At 33.9% G+C, this 19,267-nt stretch carries 13 protein-coding genes; 10 read left to right on the forward strand and 3 right to left on the reverse strand.

Going from position 1 to position 19,267, the window contains the following annotated elements; translation table 11 throughout:
• Positions 1-136 precede the first annotated feature (136 nt).
• Positions 137-1,276, forward strand: coding sequence for an acyl-CoA dehydrogenase family protein (locus OF897_RS07165; protein WP_267265009.1), 1,140 nt, complete (start codon positions 137-139; stop codon positions 1,274-1,276).
• Between the two features lie 25 nt (positions 1,277-1,301).
• The gene (locus OF897_RS07170; protein WP_267265010.1) at positions 1,302-1,667 is read left to right on the forward strand and encodes a hypothetical protein; all 366 of its coding nucleotides are present in this window, start codon (positions 1,302-1,304) and stop codon (positions 1,665-1,667) included.
• 140 nt (positions 1,668-1,807) lie between these two features.
• On the opposite strand, the gene OF897_RS07175 is transcribed toward OF897_RS07170, so the two are convergent.
• The gene (locus OF897_RS07175) at positions 1,808-2,734 is read right to left on the reverse strand and encodes a DUF4349 domain-containing protein (RefSeq protein WP_267265011.1); all 927 of its coding nucleotides are present in this window, start codon (positions 2,732-2,734) and stop codon (positions 1,808-1,810) included.
• A gap of 393 nt (positions 2,735-3,127) precedes the next feature.
• On the opposite strand from OF897_RS07175, the gene OF897_RS07180 reads away from it, so the two are divergent.
• Positions 3,128-5,422 (forward strand): reprolysin-like metallopeptidase, encoded by a 2,295-nt coding sequence (locus tag OF897_RS07180; RefSeq protein WP_267265012.1) that lies wholly within the window; start codon positions 3,128-3,130, stop codon positions 5,420-5,422.
• A gap of 182 nt (positions 5,423-5,604) precedes the next feature.
• On the opposite strand, the gene OF897_RS07185 is transcribed toward OF897_RS07180, so the two are convergent.
• Both OF897_RS07185 and OF897_RS07190 read right to left on the reverse strand, forming a co-directional pair.
• Positions 5,605-7,200 (reverse strand): peptide chain release factor 3, encoded by a 1,596-nt coding sequence (locus OF897_RS07185; RefSeq protein ID WP_267265013.1) that lies wholly within the window; start codon positions 7,198-7,200, stop codon positions 5,605-5,607.
• Between the two features lie 258 nt (positions 7,201-7,458).
• On the reverse strand, positions 7,459-8,655 hold the full coding sequence (locus tag OF897_RS07190) for an MFS transporter (protein ID WP_267265014.1): 1,197 nt from the start codon (positions 8,653-8,655) through the stop codon (positions 7,459-7,461).
• A gap of 192 nt (positions 8,656-8,847) precedes the next feature.
• Between OF897_RS07190 and OF897_RS07195 the strand changes: the two genes are divergently transcribed.
• The 7 genes from OF897_RS07195 to OF897_RS07225 all read left to right on the forward strand — a co-directional run bounded on the left by OF897_RS07195 (position 8,848) and on the right by OF897_RS07225 (position 19,201).
• On the forward strand, positions 8,848-9,678 hold the full coding sequence (locus OF897_RS07195) for a CPBP family intramembrane glutamic endopeptidase (protein ID WP_267265015.1): 831 nt from the start codon (positions 8,848-8,850) through the stop codon (positions 9,676-9,678).
• A 122-nt stretch (positions 9,679-9,800) separates the two neighbouring features.
• Positions 9,801-10,376: an RdgB/HAM1 family non-canonical purine NTP pyrophosphatase gene (rdgB, locus tag OF897_RS07200; RefSeq protein WP_267265016.1), complete on the forward strand. Its 576-nt coding sequence runs from the start codon at positions 9,801-9,803 to the stop codon at positions 10,374-10,376.
• A 124-nt stretch (positions 10,377-10,500) separates the two neighbouring features.
• A complete protein-coding gene (locus OF897_RS07205; RefSeq protein ID WP_267265017.1) occupies positions 10,501-11,415 on the forward strand; it encodes a ribonuclease Z in 915 nt (304 codons plus the stop codon).
• A gap of 172 nt (positions 11,416-11,587) precedes the next feature.
• Positions 11,588-12,361 (forward strand): TIGR02757 family protein, encoded by a 774-nt coding sequence (locus tag OF897_RS07210; protein WP_267265018.1) that lies wholly within the window; start codon positions 11,588-11,590, stop codon positions 12,359-12,361.
• A gap of 11 nt (positions 12,362-12,372) precedes the next feature.
• Positions 12,373-12,903, forward strand: coding sequence for a DUF1003 domain-containing protein (locus OF897_RS07215; protein ID WP_267265019.1), 531 nt, complete (start codon positions 12,373-12,375; stop codon positions 12,901-12,903).
• Between the two features lie 169 nt (positions 12,904-13,072).
• Entirely contained in the window at positions 13,073-15,424 is a 2,352-nt protein-coding gene (locus OF897_RS07220; protein ID WP_267265020.1) for a choice-of-anchor L domain-containing protein, read from the forward strand.
• 267 nt (positions 15,425-15,691) lie between these two features.
• Positions 15,692-19,201 carry a choice-of-anchor L domain-containing protein gene (locus OF897_RS07225; protein WP_267265021.1) on the forward strand — a complete coding sequence of 1,170 codons (3,510 nt, stop codon included), beginning with the start codon at positions 15,692-15,694 and terminating at the stop codon, positions 19,199-19,201.
• Positions 19,202-19,267 lie beyond the last annotated feature (66 nt).

Genomic DNA, 19,267 nt, shown 5'->3' on the forward strand with positions numbered 1-19,267 from the left:
TTAATAATTCAAAGTAAGTTTATTTCTAATGAATATTTAAAAAAGCCCTTGAAACCTTGATTAAGTCCTAATTAATGAATCTATTTTCAGATTTGCTCAAAAAGTGTAAATTAGCCTCCATATAATAGAAAAATTTATGGACTTTAATTTATCAGAAGAACAGCTGATGATTCAGCAGGCAGCGAGAGATTTTGCTCAAACAGAACTATTACCTGAAGTTATTGAAAGAGACCGTGATCAGAAATTCCCGACTGAACAAGTAAAGAAAATGGGAGAAATGGGGCTTTTAGGAATGATGGTTGACCCAAAATACGGCGGTGCAGGTATGGATAGTGTTTCTTACGTTTTAGCAATGGAAGAAATTGCGAAAATTGATGCTTCTGCAGCTGTTGTAATGTCTGTAAACAACTCTTTGGTGTGTGCAGGTCTTGAAAAATTTGCTTCTGAAGAACAAAAAGTAAAATATCTTACACCTCTTGCAAGCGGAAAAGTAATCGGAGCTTTTGCTTTGTCTGAGCCTGAAGCTGGTTCTGACGCAACTTCTCAGCAAACTACCGCTGAAGATAAAGGAGATTACTATTTATTAAATGGTATTAAAAACTGGATTACAAATGGTGGAACTGCATCTTACTATATCGTAATTGCACAAACTAATCCTGAGAAAAAACATAAAGGAATTAACGCTTTTATTGTTGAAAGAGGTTGGGAAGGGTTCGAAATCGGAACTAAAGAAGATAAATTAGGAATCAGAGGAAGTGATACGCATTCTTTGCTTTTCAATAATGTAAAAGTGCCGAAAGAGAACAGAATTGGCGAAGACGGTTTCGGATTCAATTTTGCAATGGCTGTTTTAAATGGAGGTAGAATCGGTATCGCTTCTCAGGCTTTAGGTATCGCTTCAGGAGCTTATGAATTGGCTTTGAAATATGCTAAGACAAGAAAAGCTTTCAGAACTGAAATTATCAATCACCAAGCAATTGCTTTCAAATTGGCAGATATGGCAACTCAGATTACAGCTGCAAGAATGCTTTGTTTCAAGGCTGCTTGTGAAAAAGATGCTGGAAAAGATATTTCTGAAAGTGGAGCAATGGCAAAATTATACGCTTCTCAGGTTGCAATGGATACTACGATTGAAGCTGTACAAATTCACGGTGGATACGGATACGTAAAAGAATATCATGTAGAAAGAATGATGAGAGATGCAAAAATCACTCAGATTTATGAAGGAACTTCTGAAATCCAAAAAATTGTGATTTCGAGAAGTATCTCAAAATAATTTAAAAAAAATCAAAACACTATTTATGAAAAAGCCTTTGTGGATTACCGTTGGAGTAGTTTTACTTCTGATTGGAGTTTTTATCTGGTATAAATTTTTCTTCGTTTTCGGAGAAGGTGTAAAATCAGGTTATTTAAATTATGCCATTAATAAAGGTTATATTTTTAAAACGTATGAAGGCAAGTTAATTCAGGAAGGTTTTGGAAAAGGAAAAACAGGAACCATTACAAGCTATGAGTTTGAGTTTTCTGTTTCTGATCCCGAAGTTTTCAAGCAATTGGAACTCAATAGTGGAAAAACTTTTGATCTTCATTATAAGGAATACAATGGAACGCTTCCTTGGAGAGGTAACACAAAATATGTTGTAGATAAAATAGTGAATATGAAATAACAAGAAAGGCTCTCAATTGAGAGCCTTTTCTTTTACACTAAACCACAAATATTAATATTATGAGCAGATAAAATTAGTAGAAAAATCTATTGCTCAATAAAATCTTACCTTAAAATTTAATTAAAAATGTAATTGAATCATTAATTTGAATTATTTTCGGACTGTTTATGAGCTTTCTTTTTATAAAAATAATATCCGATTTCTGCAATTACAAACAAAGGCCAAAGCGGAAGAATAAATAGAAAAATAGAAGTAATGACGTTCCAGCCTGAAGAAACTGCAGCGAAAGATTTTCCACCAAAAGTTTCGGGCTCACTTTTTACCAACGCATTTTCTGAAATTCCGTAAAGTGTGATTTCTAGATCGCACATCGTATTGTTTACAAAATCTTGCCCGTTCACATCAATTGATTTATTTTCTATATTTCCGATATTAAAACTTAAATCATCCATCAGATAATCAAACTTCTGAATCGGAACTTTTACTTTAATGTAAGCGATTTTTCGGTCGTCGTTATTCAGGGAAATATTTTCACTTTTTACAAATCCGTCATATTTTTTTACCAATTCTTTTACGGTTTCTTTAGACGTTTCTGCATCGTTTACATTGAGTTCTAAAACTCCGTTTTTCGACATTCTATCTTTAGAAACAGGCTCTTCATTTTTAGGTTTGTCTTTGTAAATGATTTTAGTTTCTTTAATAATTTTCGGAGCAGGAACATTTACCACTATTTTTTCAGCATTTTTTTTCAGAGAATCTTTCTTTTCCAATTTTGATTCCAGCTTCATATTGGAAATTTTTTCTGAAAGTGAATCTATACTTTTGGAAGTTGTTTCCATTCTTTGTACTGCTTCACTTTTTGTTTTTTCAAAATCTTTAATTCTGACATTGGCAGAATCAAAAACAGCATTTGCTTCATCATTGATTGAATTAATTTCCTCACCGACATTTGAAACTGTACTATCTGTGCTATTTATAGCATTTTCTAACTGAGATGTTGCTGCTTCACCTTTTTTGCACATTACTAAAGTGCTTGATACTGCAACTAATAAAATGAACTTTTTCATAAGATTATTTTTTTGTTGAAGTAAAATTAGGTGCGAAATTTTTGTAAAGATTGTAAAAGAAATGTATGATTTTGGTAAAATTTTATTTAATTGAAAACCAGTTAATTGTAAAATTTTCAAAATAGTTTTACAAAGATTTTAGTTAAATGTTAAAAATGTTAAAAGAAAATTATCATTGGAAATATAATAATATTTACCTTTGCTTTTTGAGACATTCATAAAGAAAAGTCGTAGTTTATTAGTATTGATGTTTTATTATTTGTTATAAATCAAATACTCATACTTTTAAATGCTGATTTTATCTGTTTGAATTGAAATTAAAAAGAATCAATACGAGAATATTGAAGTGAATAATTAATAAAATTTAATTAGATATATAAAAAGAAAGACTATATGAAAAAACAACTACTAGTGATGGGTGTGTTTTTTATTTCCAATATTTTTTTGGCACAAACCAAACAACTTTGGAAAGAGGCATCTCCAAGAAATACTTCAGAAATATTTGAGAATAAAACAAACATCGTACATCCCAAAGTTTATAACCTTGATTTTTCAGGTTTAAAAAATGCTTTGGTAAAAACGACCAAAAGCTTTACAAAGTCAAATATTATATCTTTCCCAAATTCTGAAGGTGTTTTTGAAGATTTTAAAGTGAGAGAAAATTCAAACTTTGCTCCAGAATTAGCTGCGAAATATCCAGATATCAAATCTTATATTGGTGAAAGTTTGGAAGATTCTAGCAATACTGTTTATTTCAGTATTTCACCTTTAGGATTGTCTTCAATGGAGCTTTATGGAAACAAATCTGCCGTTTTTATTGAGCCATACACGAAAGATCTTTCAACGTATGTTGTTTATAAAAAATCAGATAAGAAACAGAGTTTAGATAAGTTTGAATGCACAGTACTTGATGTTGCTCAGCAAGGTCTTGATAATTCTAGTCTTACTGCAAGACCAAATGCCGATGATAGTAAATTAAGGACTTTCAGACTGGCATTATCTTGTAATGGTGAATATACTACCTATTTTGGAGGAACAGTAGCAGGTGCATTAGCTGCAATGAATAATACAATGACTCGTGTAAACGGAATTTTTGAAAAAGATTTTTCTGCGAGAATGGTACTAATTGCAAATAACACTAGCGTTATTTATACAAATGCAGCTACAGATCCTTATACAACAATGGCGAATTGGAATACACAATTACAAAATAACTTAACTGCTACAATTGGTGAAGCAAATTATGATATAGGTCATTTATTTGGTTCTACAGGAGGTGGAGGTAATGCAGGCTGTATTGGTTGTGTATGTACAAACGGTACAAAAGGTCGTGGATATACTTCACCTGCAAATGGTATTCCGTCTGGAGATACATTCGATATCGATTATGTAGCGCACGAAATGGGACACCAGTTTGGAGGAAATCATACATTTTCGAATGCTAATGAAGGAACAGGAGTGAATGTGGAGCCAGGTGGCGGTTCTACAATTATGGCTTACGCTGGTATCACTAACTATAATGTTCAAATGAATTCAGATCCATTTTTTCATGCAGTAAGTATTCAGCAGATTACCAATAATATTAAAACAAAAACATGTCCTGTCGTTACAGATACAGGAAATGCAATTCCGACAGCTGATGCCGGTGCAGATTATATTATTCCGAGAGGAACTCCATTTGTGCTTACAGGAACTGGTACTGATGGAAACTCAGATCCTCTTACTTATATTTGGGAACAAATGGATAATGCTTCTACTTCTCAAACTAATGCTAACTCGGTTGCTTCTGCGACAAAAGCTTCAGGGCCAACTTTCAGATCTTACACTCCTCAAACGGTTCCATTCAGATATTTCCCGCCATTAGCAGCAATACTTACTGGAGCGACTACAACCTCAAGTCCTACAGGTACGGCTTCACCTATTGTTGTAGAAGCTCTATCAAATGTGGCAAGAACATATAACTTTAGATTCACTACTCGTGATAATAGAGCGGGAGGTTCCGGAAATAATTCAGATGATATGGTAGTAACCGTAAATGCAGGAGCAGGTCCTTTTACTGTTACTTCACAAAATACAGCAGGAATTATTTGGAGTGAAGGGCAAGTACAAAACATTACTTGGAATGTTGCTAATACAACTGCAGCACCTGTAAGCACACCAAATGTAACAATTCTATTGTCATCAGATGGTGGTCTTACTTTCCCAACGGTATTAGTTGCAAGTACGCCAAATAATGGTAGTTATAGTTATACAGTTCCAGGTGGTCTTGGGAATATTGCTAACGCAAGAATTATGGTTAAAGCTGTAAATAATATATTCTTAAATGTAAACCTACAAAATTTTACAATTAATTCTTCTGTAGTAGTAACTCCTCCAGTTGTAGTTCCACCGGTTCGTGTTTTCCAAGGTTTAATGATTTATCCGGTTCCATCAAATGACGGTTATGTTTACATTAAAGCAGATTTCCCGTCTAAATTAGATGATAAAGGAGAACCATCGCCTTATAAAGTTACTTATGAAGTATATGCGATGGATGGAAAATTAGTTGTTCCTCAAAAGACTCGTCATATTTTTAGAGAGCATTTGGAACAAATTAACTTAAAGCATGTTCCTACAGAAACTTATATGATTCATGTAACTGTAGATGGAGAGAAAATTGTTAAAAAATTATTGATGTTACATAAGTAATTTATATTAATAAAAAAATTATATAGAAACCGTTCGAAAGAGCGGTTTTTTTTATTGTAAAATAGTTTATCATTCAGGATAAATGATTCTATATGATTGAAATAATCCCCAAAAAACTATCTAAAGAATAAAAAATCCGCAGAAAAAATCTGCGGATTATATTTTAAAATTTAAAAGCTCAGTTAAGCATTTTGAAACTCACTGATAAAATGTAGTTTCACATTCGGGAATTTCTCCTGTGTCATGTGAATTGTAAAAGAAGAATCGGCTAAGAAAACCAATTGATTATATTTGTCTCTTGCTAAAAATCTCTGTTTTAATCTTGCAAATTCTCTGAATTCTTCCGATTTTTCATCAGCTTCAACCCAACAAGCTTTATGCATAGAAAGTGGCTCATAAGTACATTTTGCACCATATTCATGCTCTAAACGATATTGAATAACTTCATACTGAAGTGCACCCACTGTTCCGATGATTTTTCTGTTGTTCATTTCAAGCGTAAACAACTGTGCAACTCCTTCGTCCATCAACTGATCAATACCTTTTGCCAACTGTTTTGCCTTCAAAGGATCATTATTATTAATATATCTGAAATGTTCAGGAGAGAAACTAGGAATTCCTTTAAAGCTTAGTTTTTCGCCACCAGTCAAAGTATCACCAATTCTGAAACTTCCGGTGTCGTGAAGTCCGACAATATCTCCCGGGAAACTTTCGTCAACAACTTCTTTTTTATCTGCAAAGAATGCATTTGGAGAAGAGAATTTCATTTTTTTGCCTTCTCTTACCAATAAATAATTTTCGTTTCTTTTAAATGTTCCTGAAACAATTTTCACGAAAGCCAAACGATCTCTGTGCTTAGGATCCATATTGGCGTGGATTTTAAAAACAAATCCTGTAAAAGTGCTTTCTTCAGGCTTCACCAAACGAGTATCACTCTCCTTTGGTTGAGGCATTGGCGCAATATCGATAAATGCATTAAGCAATTCACGAACTCCAAAATTATTCAAAGCTGAACCAAAGAAAACAGGCTGCAATTCACCATTCATATAATCTTCACGGTTAAATTCAGGATAAACAGACTGTATTAAATCTAATTCTTCACGTAGATTTCTTGCTGCTTTTTCACCAATAGTTTCGTCAATTTTTGGATCATTGATGTCATCAAACTTAATAGAATCACCTACTTTCTGTTTTTTCTCTTCTAAGAATAATTGAATATTGTCTTCCCAGATATTATAAATTCCTTGGAAATCGCTTCCCATACCAATTGGCAAAGAGAGCGGACAAACTCTTAAACCTAATTTCTGTTCAACCTCATCCAGCAAATCAAATGCATCTTTACCTTCACGATCCAATTTATTAATGAAAACCAACATCGGGATGTTTCTCATTCTGCAGACTTTTACCAATTTTTCAGTCTGCTCCTCAACTCCTTTTGCAACGTCGATAACAACAATTACAGAGTCAACAGCAGTTAAAGTTCGGTATGTATCTTCAGCGAAATCTTTGTGACCTGGAGTGTCCAAAATATTGATTTTGTGATCTCTGTATTCAAAAGCTAACACGGAAGTTGCCACGGAAATTCCTCTTTGTCTTTCAATTTCCATGAAATCGGAGGTGGCTCCTTTTTTTATTTTATTGGATTTTACCGCACCCGCTTCCTGAATCGCACCTCCAAAAAGTAGTAACTTCTCCGTAAGAGTGGTTTTTCCGGCATCGGGGTGAGAGATAATTCCGAAGGTTTTTCTTTTTTCTATTTCTTTGATTAAGTCTGACATACTGTATTTTGAAGTTGCAAAAATCGTGAATTTTATCGGATTCTGAAAATCGGATTTTTAAATTGAAATAGTTAATTTTTTACCACAAAAATCACGAAAGATTTTACAGCATATTGCTTTGAAGTTTTAATGTAGAATTATAAGTTCGCAAAAGTTGTAGGAAAAAAATCTATGTGAATCTGTGAAATCTGCGGGAGATTTTTAACACGTGAGTCACATTAGTTTAAAAATCAAAGATGTTTTGTGTGAGATTAAAACTTATTCCTCAATCTTATTCAAATTTGTCTTTCTTTTCAGGAAATACGCAAGACCTAAACCAATAAAAACCATTGCGGCACTGAAAGGAAAGATAAACTGCATTCCGAAAAAATCGGCAACACTTCCGATAATGGGTCCTGCAACGCCTAGGGAAATATCAATAAAAAGTCCGTAACCAGCTAAAGCAGAACCTTGGTTTGAAGGCGAGACGCTTTTAATTGCCATAACTCCTAAAGCCGGAAAAATCAATGAAAATCCTAAGCCTGTTACTCCGGCTCCAATTAATGCCATTTGTGCATTCGTTGCAAAAGCAATAATAAAAAGTCCAATAGTTTCTACTAAAAGGCATGCAATAGCAACTTTAATTCCCCCATAATTATTGATGACGTTGCTGAATACTAATCTTCCGGCAACAAATAATCCTCCGAAAACACTTAGGCATAAAGCTCCGTTATTCCAATGAAAATGATTGTAGTATAAAGTGATAAAAGTGGAAATGCTTGCGAAACCAATTCCACCTAAAGCCAAACAAACTCCAAATGGTGCAACTTTACCTAAAACTTTCCAGAAAGATTGTGTTTCTTTCTGACTGATATTGGTTTTGTTTTCCTTTGTTTTAGCAAATAAAAACCCGACAATTCCTAAAATAATGGAGAGAATTCCGATTCCGTATAAACTGAATTTTTGTTCGATAATAATTCCTAAAGATGCGCCGATTGCCAAAGCTCCATAACACGCAACTCCGTTATACGAAATGATTTTTGCAGTATGTTTTTCACCTAAAGCCATAATTGCCCAATTGATAGGACTTGCTCCAACCAAACCTTCTGCGCAACCTGTCAAAAGTCTTGTTATAATTAAAAATGTAAGACTTAGAATGGGTGAGAATTTAAAATAGTAAGCCAAAATCAAGAAAATTCCAGTAAAAGAAAATCCAATCATACTTAATAAAACTGCTGGTTTCGGACCTTTCCCGTCAATCATTTTCCCGGAATAAGCTCTTAGAAAAAACGTGGAAATATACTGTAAACTAATAACCATTCCTGCAATCAAAAGACTGAAACCTAAACTTTTATTAATGAAAATAGGAAGTACAGAAAGCGATAATCCGATGATAAAATATCCTACAAAAGTAAAACAGACATAAGTTATTAATTGTAAATTGAGGTTTTTAGGCTGGCTTAAAGAAGTATCCATGTGACTTGAAAAATTAAGCTGCAAAGGTAGTCTGATTAAACTTCATAATGAAGCATTTGCGATAGATAAAAGAAATTATACGACATTTATAAAATAATAATTTACTGAAAATTTATTGAGACTGAATTTCTCCTTTCCAATTTTCTTTTAAAAACATTTATCTTTGTTTCACAAAAAATTTAAATCATTAAAATGGAAAAAAGCAAACATCCTAAATTCACTTTTACCTGGCTTGGTGGTCTCGTTTTATTTGTTGGACTGATTGCGGGAACGATGCTGGTTTCTTTTTTTAATGTTTTTTGGATGTTTGTTTTTAAAGAAGATTTACAACATAAAGATTGGTTTTTTATGATTGCCAACGCTGCTGGATTTCTTGCGGCTATTGCTGCTTTTGATTTTTTAATTGTGAGACCTTCTACAAAAATGAAGTTGAATTTCAACTTTTCTCCAACCAATTTTTACACCTATCTTTTGATTTTTCCAATGATGTTGGGGATGATGTTCATTGGAGAATTTATTACTTCACAAATTCCTACAACCGGTCCTTTTTTTGGTAAGTATTATGAGTTTTTTACAGATTTGATGAATCAGATGACGAATAATCCTGTTGTAATGATCATCACAGCAGTTATAATGGCGCCGATTTTTGAAGAAATTATTTTCAGAGGAATTATTCAAAAAGGTTTGATTAATAAAGGAGTGAAACCTTGGAAAGCAATATTTTTCGCATCGGTTGTCTTCGGCTTGGTTCATGGAAATCCGTGGCAGTTTGTAGGAGCGGTTTTATTGGGAACAGTTTTAGGATTGGTTTATTACAAAACAAAATCACTTCTTTTGCCGATGCTTTTGCATGGATTTAACAATCTTTGTTCGTCAATCTTGATATTTTATGCAAAAACAGAAAGTTTTGCAGACTCTTTTAAAGTTTCAGAATACATCATATTAGCTGTCGGAATTTTACTTTTTTCTTCATTTTACTATTTATTTATGAAGAAATATAAAGTACACTATTCTGAAATATAGTTTTAAACACAAATCATAAAAATATTTTTCACAAATAACACAATAATATTTATTTGTGAAGTAAGTGCTTGAAAATTAGTGGTTTTTTGTGTTTGGAAAAAATAGAATTTAAAAAAAATAAATTGAAAATGGAATTACTGGTTGCAACGCACAATTTGCATAAAAAAGAAGAAATACAACAGATTTTAGGAGACGAATTTATTGTAAAAAGTCTTTCTGATTACAATCTTCATGATGAGATTGTTGAAGATGGGGATTCTTTCAATGCAAATGCCTTAATTAAAGCTAAATATTGTTTTGAGAAAACAGGAATTCCAAGTTTGGGTGATGACAGTGGTTTGGTTGTGGAATCTTTAGACGGAAGACCAGGGATTTTTTCGGCGCGTTATGCAGGAGATCACGATTTTGCTAAAAACATCGAAAAAGTTTTAAGTGAAATGGGAAATATAGAAAATAGAAAGGCATATTTCATCACTGTTTTATGTTATTATGACGAAAACGGTGCGAAATATTTCGACGGCAGAGCTCACGGAAATTTGCTGAAAGAAAATAAAGGCCATCAAGGTTTTGGGTATGATCCAATCTTTGTTCCTGAAGGTTATGAGATGACTTTTGCAGAGATGAATCCCGAAGACAAGAATAAAATAAGCCATAGAAAACAAGCTTTGGATTTGTTTTTGGAGTTTTTAAAAAAGTAGATTAAGGCTAAGGTTTAGGTTATGAGTTTAGAGCTGTTATTTTCATTCTTAGTCTAAGCCCTAACCTAATTCTCAGCCTTCACCTCAACCTTTTGTTGTACATTTGCTTTAATAAACTATTGATTTGAGTACTTATTTAACGATATTAGGCTTTAATTCAGCAATACCAACGATTAATACTTCGCCAACAGCGCAACTTCTAGAAATGGAAGAACGATGTTTTTTGATTGATTGTGGGGAAGGAACGCAGGTTCAACTGAGAAAAGCGAAAGCAAGATTTTCAAAAATCAATCATATTTTTATATCTCATCTTCATGGCGATCATTGTTTTGGTTTGCCTGGATTGATAGCGTCTTTCAGACTTTTGGGAAGAGAAGTTCCGTTGCATGTTTATGGGCCGAAAGGAATTAAAAAAATGCTGGAAACTATTTTTACTATGACAGAAACACATCGCGGTTTTGAAGTGGTTTATCATGAATTAGACAAAGATTATTCAGAGAAAATTTATGAAGACAATAGGGTAGAAGTGTTTACAATTCCGCTTGATCACAGGATTTATTGTAATGGGTATTTGTTTAAAGAAAAACCGAAGGAACGTCACATTAATATGGAAGAAGTTTCAAAATATGATGAAATTGAAACCTGCGATTACCATAATTTGAAAGCCGGAAAAGATTTTGTTTTGAGTGACGGATATATTTTAAAGAACGAAATTTTAACGACAACTCCTGCACCATCAGTTTCTTATGCATTTTGTAGTGATACAAGATATTTGGAATCTGTAATTCCTATTATTAAAAATGTTACTGTTTTGTATCATGAGTCTACATTTTTGCATGATTTAAAAGAAATGGCGGATTATACAGGTCATACAACGGCTTTGGAAGCTGCTACGATTGCCAAAAAAGCTGAGGTTGAAAAACTTATTTTAGGACATTTTTCTAATCGTTATGGAGATTTAACCGTTTTTACCGATGAAGCAAGGCAGATTTTCCCGAATACATTTTTGCCAAAAGCTTTGGAGGCGATAAAAATTTAAAGACATCAAACATTAAGATGCTTGAGTTAGTAAGTTTTTTTAAGATTCAGATAAATCTTATATTCAGCGAAATGCTTAATGAATATTTTTAAATTTTTTCTTGACCAAAACTTAATTACTTCAAAATCTTAATGGTAAAAAACCTTTTAAATTACTAAATGTTGATTTAATTATGAAGTTGAATTTCTCTGAATTAAAAGATTTTCTTGACGAAAAAGCTGATATTTATAATAATCTTGAGTTTATTCAGGATGATCCTATTCAGATTCCGCATCGTTTTTCTTTGAAACAGGATATTGAGATTACCGGTTTTTTGGCTGCGACAATTTCATGGGGAAACAGGAAATCAATTATTAAATCTGCTGAAAAAATGCTCGATATTATGGGTAATTCTCCGTATGATTTTGTGATGAATTATTCTGAGAAAGATTTAAAGTTTATTAAAGATAAAAGTATTCACAGGACTTTTAATGGCGAAGATTTTTCTTATTTTATCAAACAGTTTCATAAGATTTACAATGAAAATGAAAGTCTTGAAGATTTGTTTTTAGTTAATAATGATGAAAGCAACTTTCAGCATTCTATTGAAAGATTTAGACAGAAGTTTTTAGGAATTGAAAAGCACAGAACGCATAAACACGTGAGTTCGCCTTATAAAAATTCATCTTCAAAAAGAATCATAATGTTTTTAAGATGGATGATTAGAAATGATAATCGTGGCGTAGATTTTGGAATTTGGGAAAATATCAATTCTAAATTTTTATCAATTCCTTTGGATGTTCATACTGGAAATATTTCAAGAAAATTAGGACTGATTTCCAGAACTCAAAACGATTGGAAAACAGTTGAAGAATTAGATCTAATTATAAGAAAATTTGACGAAAACGATCCTGCAAAATATGATTTTGCTTTGTTTGGATTGGGAGTAACGAAAGAATTATTTTAAACAAGAAAATAATGAAAACATCGCACGAAAAAATAGAATTTTTAGAGAAAATAGCAGATGGAATTACCTCATGGATTGGCTCAATTCCATCATTAATTTTGCATACCTTATTTTTTTTGACGTCATTTCTATTGCCTGCTTTAGGATTGATTGATTTTGATAAAATGTTATTGGTTTTGACGACGGTTTTGTCTTTGGAAGCCATTTATCTCTCGATTCTTATCCAGATGTCTGTGAATAAAAGTCACGAAAAAATTGAAGATATTCAAGAAGATATTGAGGATATTCAGGAGGATCTAGAAGAAATCAGTGAAGATATTGAAGAGATTTCTGAAGATTTAGAAGAAATTAGCGAAGATATTGAAGATATTCAAGAAGATATTGAAGAAATAAACGATGAGGATGACGATGAAGATCACAATGAGCGAGCGAAAAACACGATTTTGAAAAGCAATGTGAATTCTAATAAGAATGAAATTAAATTTCTAAAGGATAAAATTGCTGAGCTTCAGCTTAAAATTGATGAAATGAAAAAAGATTAAAAAAAATATCTACAGACTGCCACTTTGGTAGTCTTTTTATTTTCCAATATTAGAAATAAATTAAAATTTCATTAGAATTTAAATAAAATAGAATATTACTGCCAATAATATCCCTTACAGTGCGTTTTAAATCATTTAAAAGTAGTATTTTTGGGCAAACAATTACAAAATGTTAAATTATAGGATTGAAAATTACTTTAAAATTAGTTTTGTTCTGTTATTTTTCTTAGGCGCTTCCACTTTTGCTCAGAAAAGAATTCAGAAACCGACAAAAATGCCAATTAGTGCGAAAGCAGGAATTTATATTGATGTCAATGTAGCTCCGTATCCCGCAACTAACTATACTCCAGCACAGCTTGTTACAGATGTTCTTGTTGGAACTGGAGGCGGATGTGTTGTACCCAATATTTCCAACGTTTCCGTTACACCAAATACCGCTGCAAGTATTGATAACAGAGCATGGGGATATTTTAACAAATCAACTTCCAATTTTCCATTTCAGGAAGGTATCGTATTATCTACAGGCTATGCAAGAAAAGCAGGTAATACTTCGCAAGCTAGTATGGGAGATAATAATGGAGGAGTTGCAGATGCTGATCTAAGTGCTGCTATTGGAGTTACAAATATTACAAATGCTTCAATTCTGGAGTTTGATTTTGTACCGACAAGTGCTCAGATGAAGTTTAATTACATTTTTGCCTCTCACGAATATGAAGGTGATTATCCTTGTCCGCCAACTCAGTTTGATGATGCTTTTGCTTTATTGCTTAAGCCTAATACTCCAGGAGCAACTTATACAAATTTAGCAGTTTTACCTGGAGGTGCAGGATTGGTATCTGTACCAAATATTCTTCCTTCTAGTTTCGCTTGTGGTCCTCTTAATGCACAATATTTTGGTTCACTTTTACCAAATGCAACAAATTATAACGGACGAACAGTGCCTCTTACAGCTGAAGCTACGGTAATTCCGGGGCAATCGTATCATATTAAAATGGTTATTGCGGATGCGCGTGATACAATCTATGATTCAGCGGTGTTTTTAGAAGCGGGATCATTTAATATTGGAGTAACTATTGTGGATTCAGCTGGAAATCCTTTACCGGAAGTTTTGAATATGTGTGATAATACACCTCAGATTTTAAAGGCTTTGGTTGCTGCTACTCCCGGAATGACATTTCAATGGTATAAAGATGATGTGGCTATTCCTAATGCTACTAATGTAAATTATACAGCGACAAGTCCGGGTGTTTACACTGTTAAAATTAACATACCGGGTCAAAACTGTCCTGCTGAAGCAAAAATTACAATTATTGGTGGTACAAGTCCCGTTGCACAAGATGCTACTTTGAAAATTTGTACTACACCAAGTTTATCTACTTTTAATTTAAATTCTACAAAACCATCTATTAGTACAACTACCGGTGCAGTATTTCGTTTTTATGTGAATTTAGCTGATGCTCAAGCTCAAAATAATAATTATATTCCTGAAGCAAGTTTAGCATCTTATAATGGAACTAATGGGCAGGTTTTACATGTTGTGGTTTCCAACGGAGGCTTCTGTAGTAAGTTGGTTACTTTAACTTTAAATAAAGAAGAAACTCCTGTTGCTACACTTACAGCTTCTAGATTAAAGATATGTGTTGGGGAATCGGTAACATTAACAGCTGGAGGAGGTGTTACGTATCAGTGGAATGATACAGCTGCTTCTACTCCTATCCGTACATTGTCACCTACTCAGACTACTACTTATACGGTTTATGCAATCGGAGCTCAAGGATGTAAATCTTTACAGCCGGCAACTGTAGTTGTGGAAGTTGTTCCGGCAATTACATCTAATCTTTCAGGAGGATTTATTTGTGAAAGTGATAGAATGACTCTAAATGCTGGAGCAGGACCAAACTATACTTATTCTTGGAGCAATGGTGCAACAACACAAACTATTGTCGCTGCAAGTGCGGGAATTTATTATGTAGATATTAGCAATGGTGTTTGTACTAAAAGATATACTACAGAAGTAAAACAAGCTCTAATTCCTGAAATTGTAAATGTTGATTACAATCAAAGTGGTACATTAGTGATTACTGCTACAAATCTTGCAAGTGGAGTATTAGAATATTCAGTTGATAACGGATTAACTTGGCAAGGTTCTAATGTATTTAATAATATTCCTAATAACACAATAGTTTCTATCAGAGTAAGAGTGAAAACTACAACTTGTGTAGGATTCTTAGAATATTTCACTTTTGTAATGCAAAACGTGATTACTCCAAACGGGGATAACGTAAATGATATGATTGATTTCAGAGGGGTAAGTGAATATAAACAATTCCAGGCTACTATTTCAGACCGTTATGGTAGAGTGGTTTATAAAGCTGAGAAAACTAGACCTTATTGGGACGGATATTTCCAAGGTAAAAAATTACCTACAGCTTCTTACTGGTATCAGGTAACATTCGAAGATCCGGCAAGTAAAAAACTGGTTGTAAAAACTGGTTGGATTTTACTGAAAAACTTTGAATAACAATAATTAAATTTTTATAAAAAGACCGAAAAAATTCGGTCTTTTTTATTTTTAAACTCTACGAAACTGAAAATCTGAATTTTATATAATTGTGTTAAAACTAATGTAATTGAATTTTGCTTAAATTTTGAATAAAAAAAATAGTATTTTTGTTGAAAATAGTTTAAAATGTTAAATAGTAGATTACAAAATTTACTTCCGATTTTGATTTTGCTGCTTCTAAGCAATTTTACTTTGTCGCAACAGCGGGCAAATGCTAAAAGTGCTATGAAACCAACAAGTCAAAGCATGAAAGTAGGGGCATTTATTGATGTTAATACACCAACTTATGTGGAATCTTCCTATAGTGTAACACAATTGGTGAAAGATGTGCTTATTGCAGGAGGTTCTACTTGTTCTACTGCAAACGTTTCCAATGTATTGGTTTCCCCAAATCTTTCAACTGGTGATGCAACAAGAACATGGGGATTTTTTAATAAGGGAACTACCAATTTTCCTTTTGCAAAAGGTATTGTACTTACAACGGGACATGCCAATAAAGCAGGGAATAATTTTCAAGCAGCACAGCTAAGTGATGGAGTTATTACACAAGGAGACCCGGATTTGGCTGCAGCGTTAGGAATATCAAACAGTTTATTGAAAGATGCAACTTATATAGAATTTGATTTTGTGCCTACATCAACTGAGGTTACATTCAGATATTTATTTGCTTCTGAAGAATATGAGTCGAATTATCCATGTCAATTTGGAGACGGGTTTGCTTTGCTTTTGAAACAAAATACACCTGGTTCAACTTATACGAATTTAGCAGTTTTACCGGGCAGTGCAGGACCTGTAAGTGTTAGCAATATTCGACCGGCAAATCAATTTAATGGTAACCCATTAAATTGTGGAGCCCTTAATGCTGCTTATTTTGGAGGATATAACACAAGTTCGATAGAAACTAATTTTAGTGGACGTACAGTTCCGTTAACAGCGAAAGCTACTGTAGTTCCTGGACAATCTTATCATTTTAAAATGGTTTTAGCGGATTATGATGATCCAGCTTATGATTCAGGAGTATTTTTAGAAGCAGGTTCATTTGATATCGGTGTACAGATTTTAGGACCTGGAGGAGTTCAGCTTCCAGCTTCAATAAATGTTTGTGATAATGCACCGCAAACTTTTACCGCTTCCACTCAAGTTCCTGGAGCGACTTATGTTTGGTATTTAAACAATGGAGTTATTCCTGGAGCAACTTCAGCTTCTTATACAGCAACTTTGCCGGGAGTTTATAAAGTAGAAGTACTGATTCCCGGAAATTCTTGTCCTGGAACAGCAACGGTTACTATAGTTGGTGGAACTTCTCCGACAGTTCAAAATGCGACACTTACAAGTTGTTATGCAGCAGGCAATGTTAATTTTAATTTGACGACCGCTCAAAATGCAATCAGTACAACTCCCGGAGCATCGTTTTCTTATTATGTAAATCAAGCGGATGCTAATGCAGGAAATACAAGTACTATTGCAGCTCCTACAACTTATTCAAGTGCAGGAGGTCAAACAATATATGTTTTAGTTAAAAATGGATTTTGTTCAAAAGTTGCGCAGTTGCAATTGGTAAAAGCTCCACCAATAACAGCGACTATTGCGGCTCCAACTTCGTTAACATGTACAAATCCTCAGATTACTTTAAATGCTTCTGCATCGGTTTATCCAACAGGTTCTACATTTGCATGGACTACAGTGGGTGGAAATATCGTTTCAGGTGGAAATACATTAAACCCTGTAGTGAATACAGCAGGAACTTATACTTTAACCATCACCAATACTTACCAACCAGGAAATGTAGCTTGTACAGCTACTTCTGCTGTAACTGTTGTTGGAAACAGTACGCCGCCTACAACTGGGCTTACTGCAAGTAAAGTATTGATTTGCTCGGGAGAAACTGTTACTCTCACAGCTTCAGGAGGTGGAACTTATACTTGGACAGGTCTTGCTGGTACTGGAAATACCCAAACTGTAACACCAACAGCAACTACAACTTATACGGTTATAGCAACTGGAGCAAATGGTTGTATCTCGAGTGCTCCTGCAACGATTACAATTGAAGTTTCACAGCCAATAACTGTACAGAATGCTACTCTTCTAAAATGTTACCAGCAAGGAGGTGTTATTTATGATTTAACATCTGCTCAGAGTCAGATTACCTCTGTAGGAACTGCAACTTTTGCATATTACATCAATCAGGCAGATGCGAATGCAGGGAATACAAGTACAATTGGTGCTCCTACAACTTTTTCAAGTGCAGGAAATCAAACAATTTATGTACTTGTAAAAAATGGAGGCTGTAGCTATGTGGTAAATTTACAATTGCAAACAACCGCTGCAACAAATTTAACAATAGCCGCTCCTCAAACCATTACCTGTTCTGTTCCACAGATAACTCTTAATGCTTCAGCATCAACAATTCCAACCGGATCAACAATTTTGTGGACAACAGCCGGAGGAACTATTGTTTCGGGTGCTAATACTTTAAATCCTGTTGTAAATGCAGGAGGAACTTATACTTTAACGGTAACAAACATAACTCAGCCAGGAAATCTGACGTGTACTTTTACAGCTTCTGTAACTGTAGTACAGGATAAAGTTTTACCTGTTGCGAATTTAGCATCCACATTCCAGCAAATCTGTCCTGGAGAATCTGTTACATTAACGGCTTCGGGTGGCGCAACTTACAATTGGGGGAATGGTCTTACCGGAAATGGTGCGACTCAAGTAGTTTCTCCGGCAAATAATACAACATATACCGTTTTTGCTGTAGGAGCAAATGGATGTATTTCTGCTAATCCCGCCTCTATTACTATAGTTGTAGGACCACCAACCGCGTCTGTTGTTGCTTCTAAATTAAAAATTTGTGCGGGTGAATCAGCTACCTTAACGGCGAGCGGAGGATTTACGTACAATTGGGTTGGCCTTACAGGAACAGGTAATACACAAATTGTAACCCCGAATGTAACGACAACTTATCAGGTTTTTGCATTAGGTGGAAATGGTTGCGTATCTACAACACCTGCAACAATTACAATAGAAGTTGTTCCCGCAATAGTTTCTGCTTTAAAAGATGTCAATGTTTGTGCGGGAGATCCAGCAACATTAGATGCGGGAGCGGGACCAAATTACACTTATGTTTGGAGTACAGGCGCAACTACACAAACAATTACAACGAATGTTCCGGGATCTTATTCTGTAACAATAAGCAACGGAACTTGTTCTAGATTGTTTACGGCACAGATTATTAATCCAGACTTACCACAATTCACCAATGTAGTTTTTGATAAAGATATTCTTACAATTTCTACAACAAATCCTTCCGGAGGAGTGTTAGAATATTCAATTGATGGTGGCGTAACCTGGCAAGCTTCAAATGTATTTTATGGTGTGATGAAGAATACCAATTATAGTTTGGTAGTGAGAGTGGTTGGTGCAAAATGTGGAACTTCATTGCAGTTTTTCACATTCCTGATGAGCAATGCAATTACTCCAAATAATGATGGTGTAAATGATTATATAGATTTTTCTGGAATTAGCAATTACAAAAATTTTGCTGCATCAATTTTTGACAGATATGGAGCCGAATTATTTAAAGCAGGTAAATCAAGTGTAATGTGGAATGGTTCTCTTAAAGGAATTAATTTACCTACAGGAACTTATTGGTATAGAGTTCAATGGGAAAATCCGGCTAGTAAAAAACTTGAGTTGAAATCCGGATGGATACTTCTTAAAAATAGAAATTAATATTTATCATATTTTCTAAAACACGCTTTTCGATTTGAAAGGCGTGTTTTTTTATTATGTTAAAAA

The sequence above is a fragment of the Chryseobacterium formosum genome (assembly GCF_026460885.1).
Taxonomy (GTDB): Bacteria; Bacteroidota; Bacteroidia; order Flavobacteriales; family Weeksellaceae; genus Chryseobacterium; species Chryseobacterium formosus.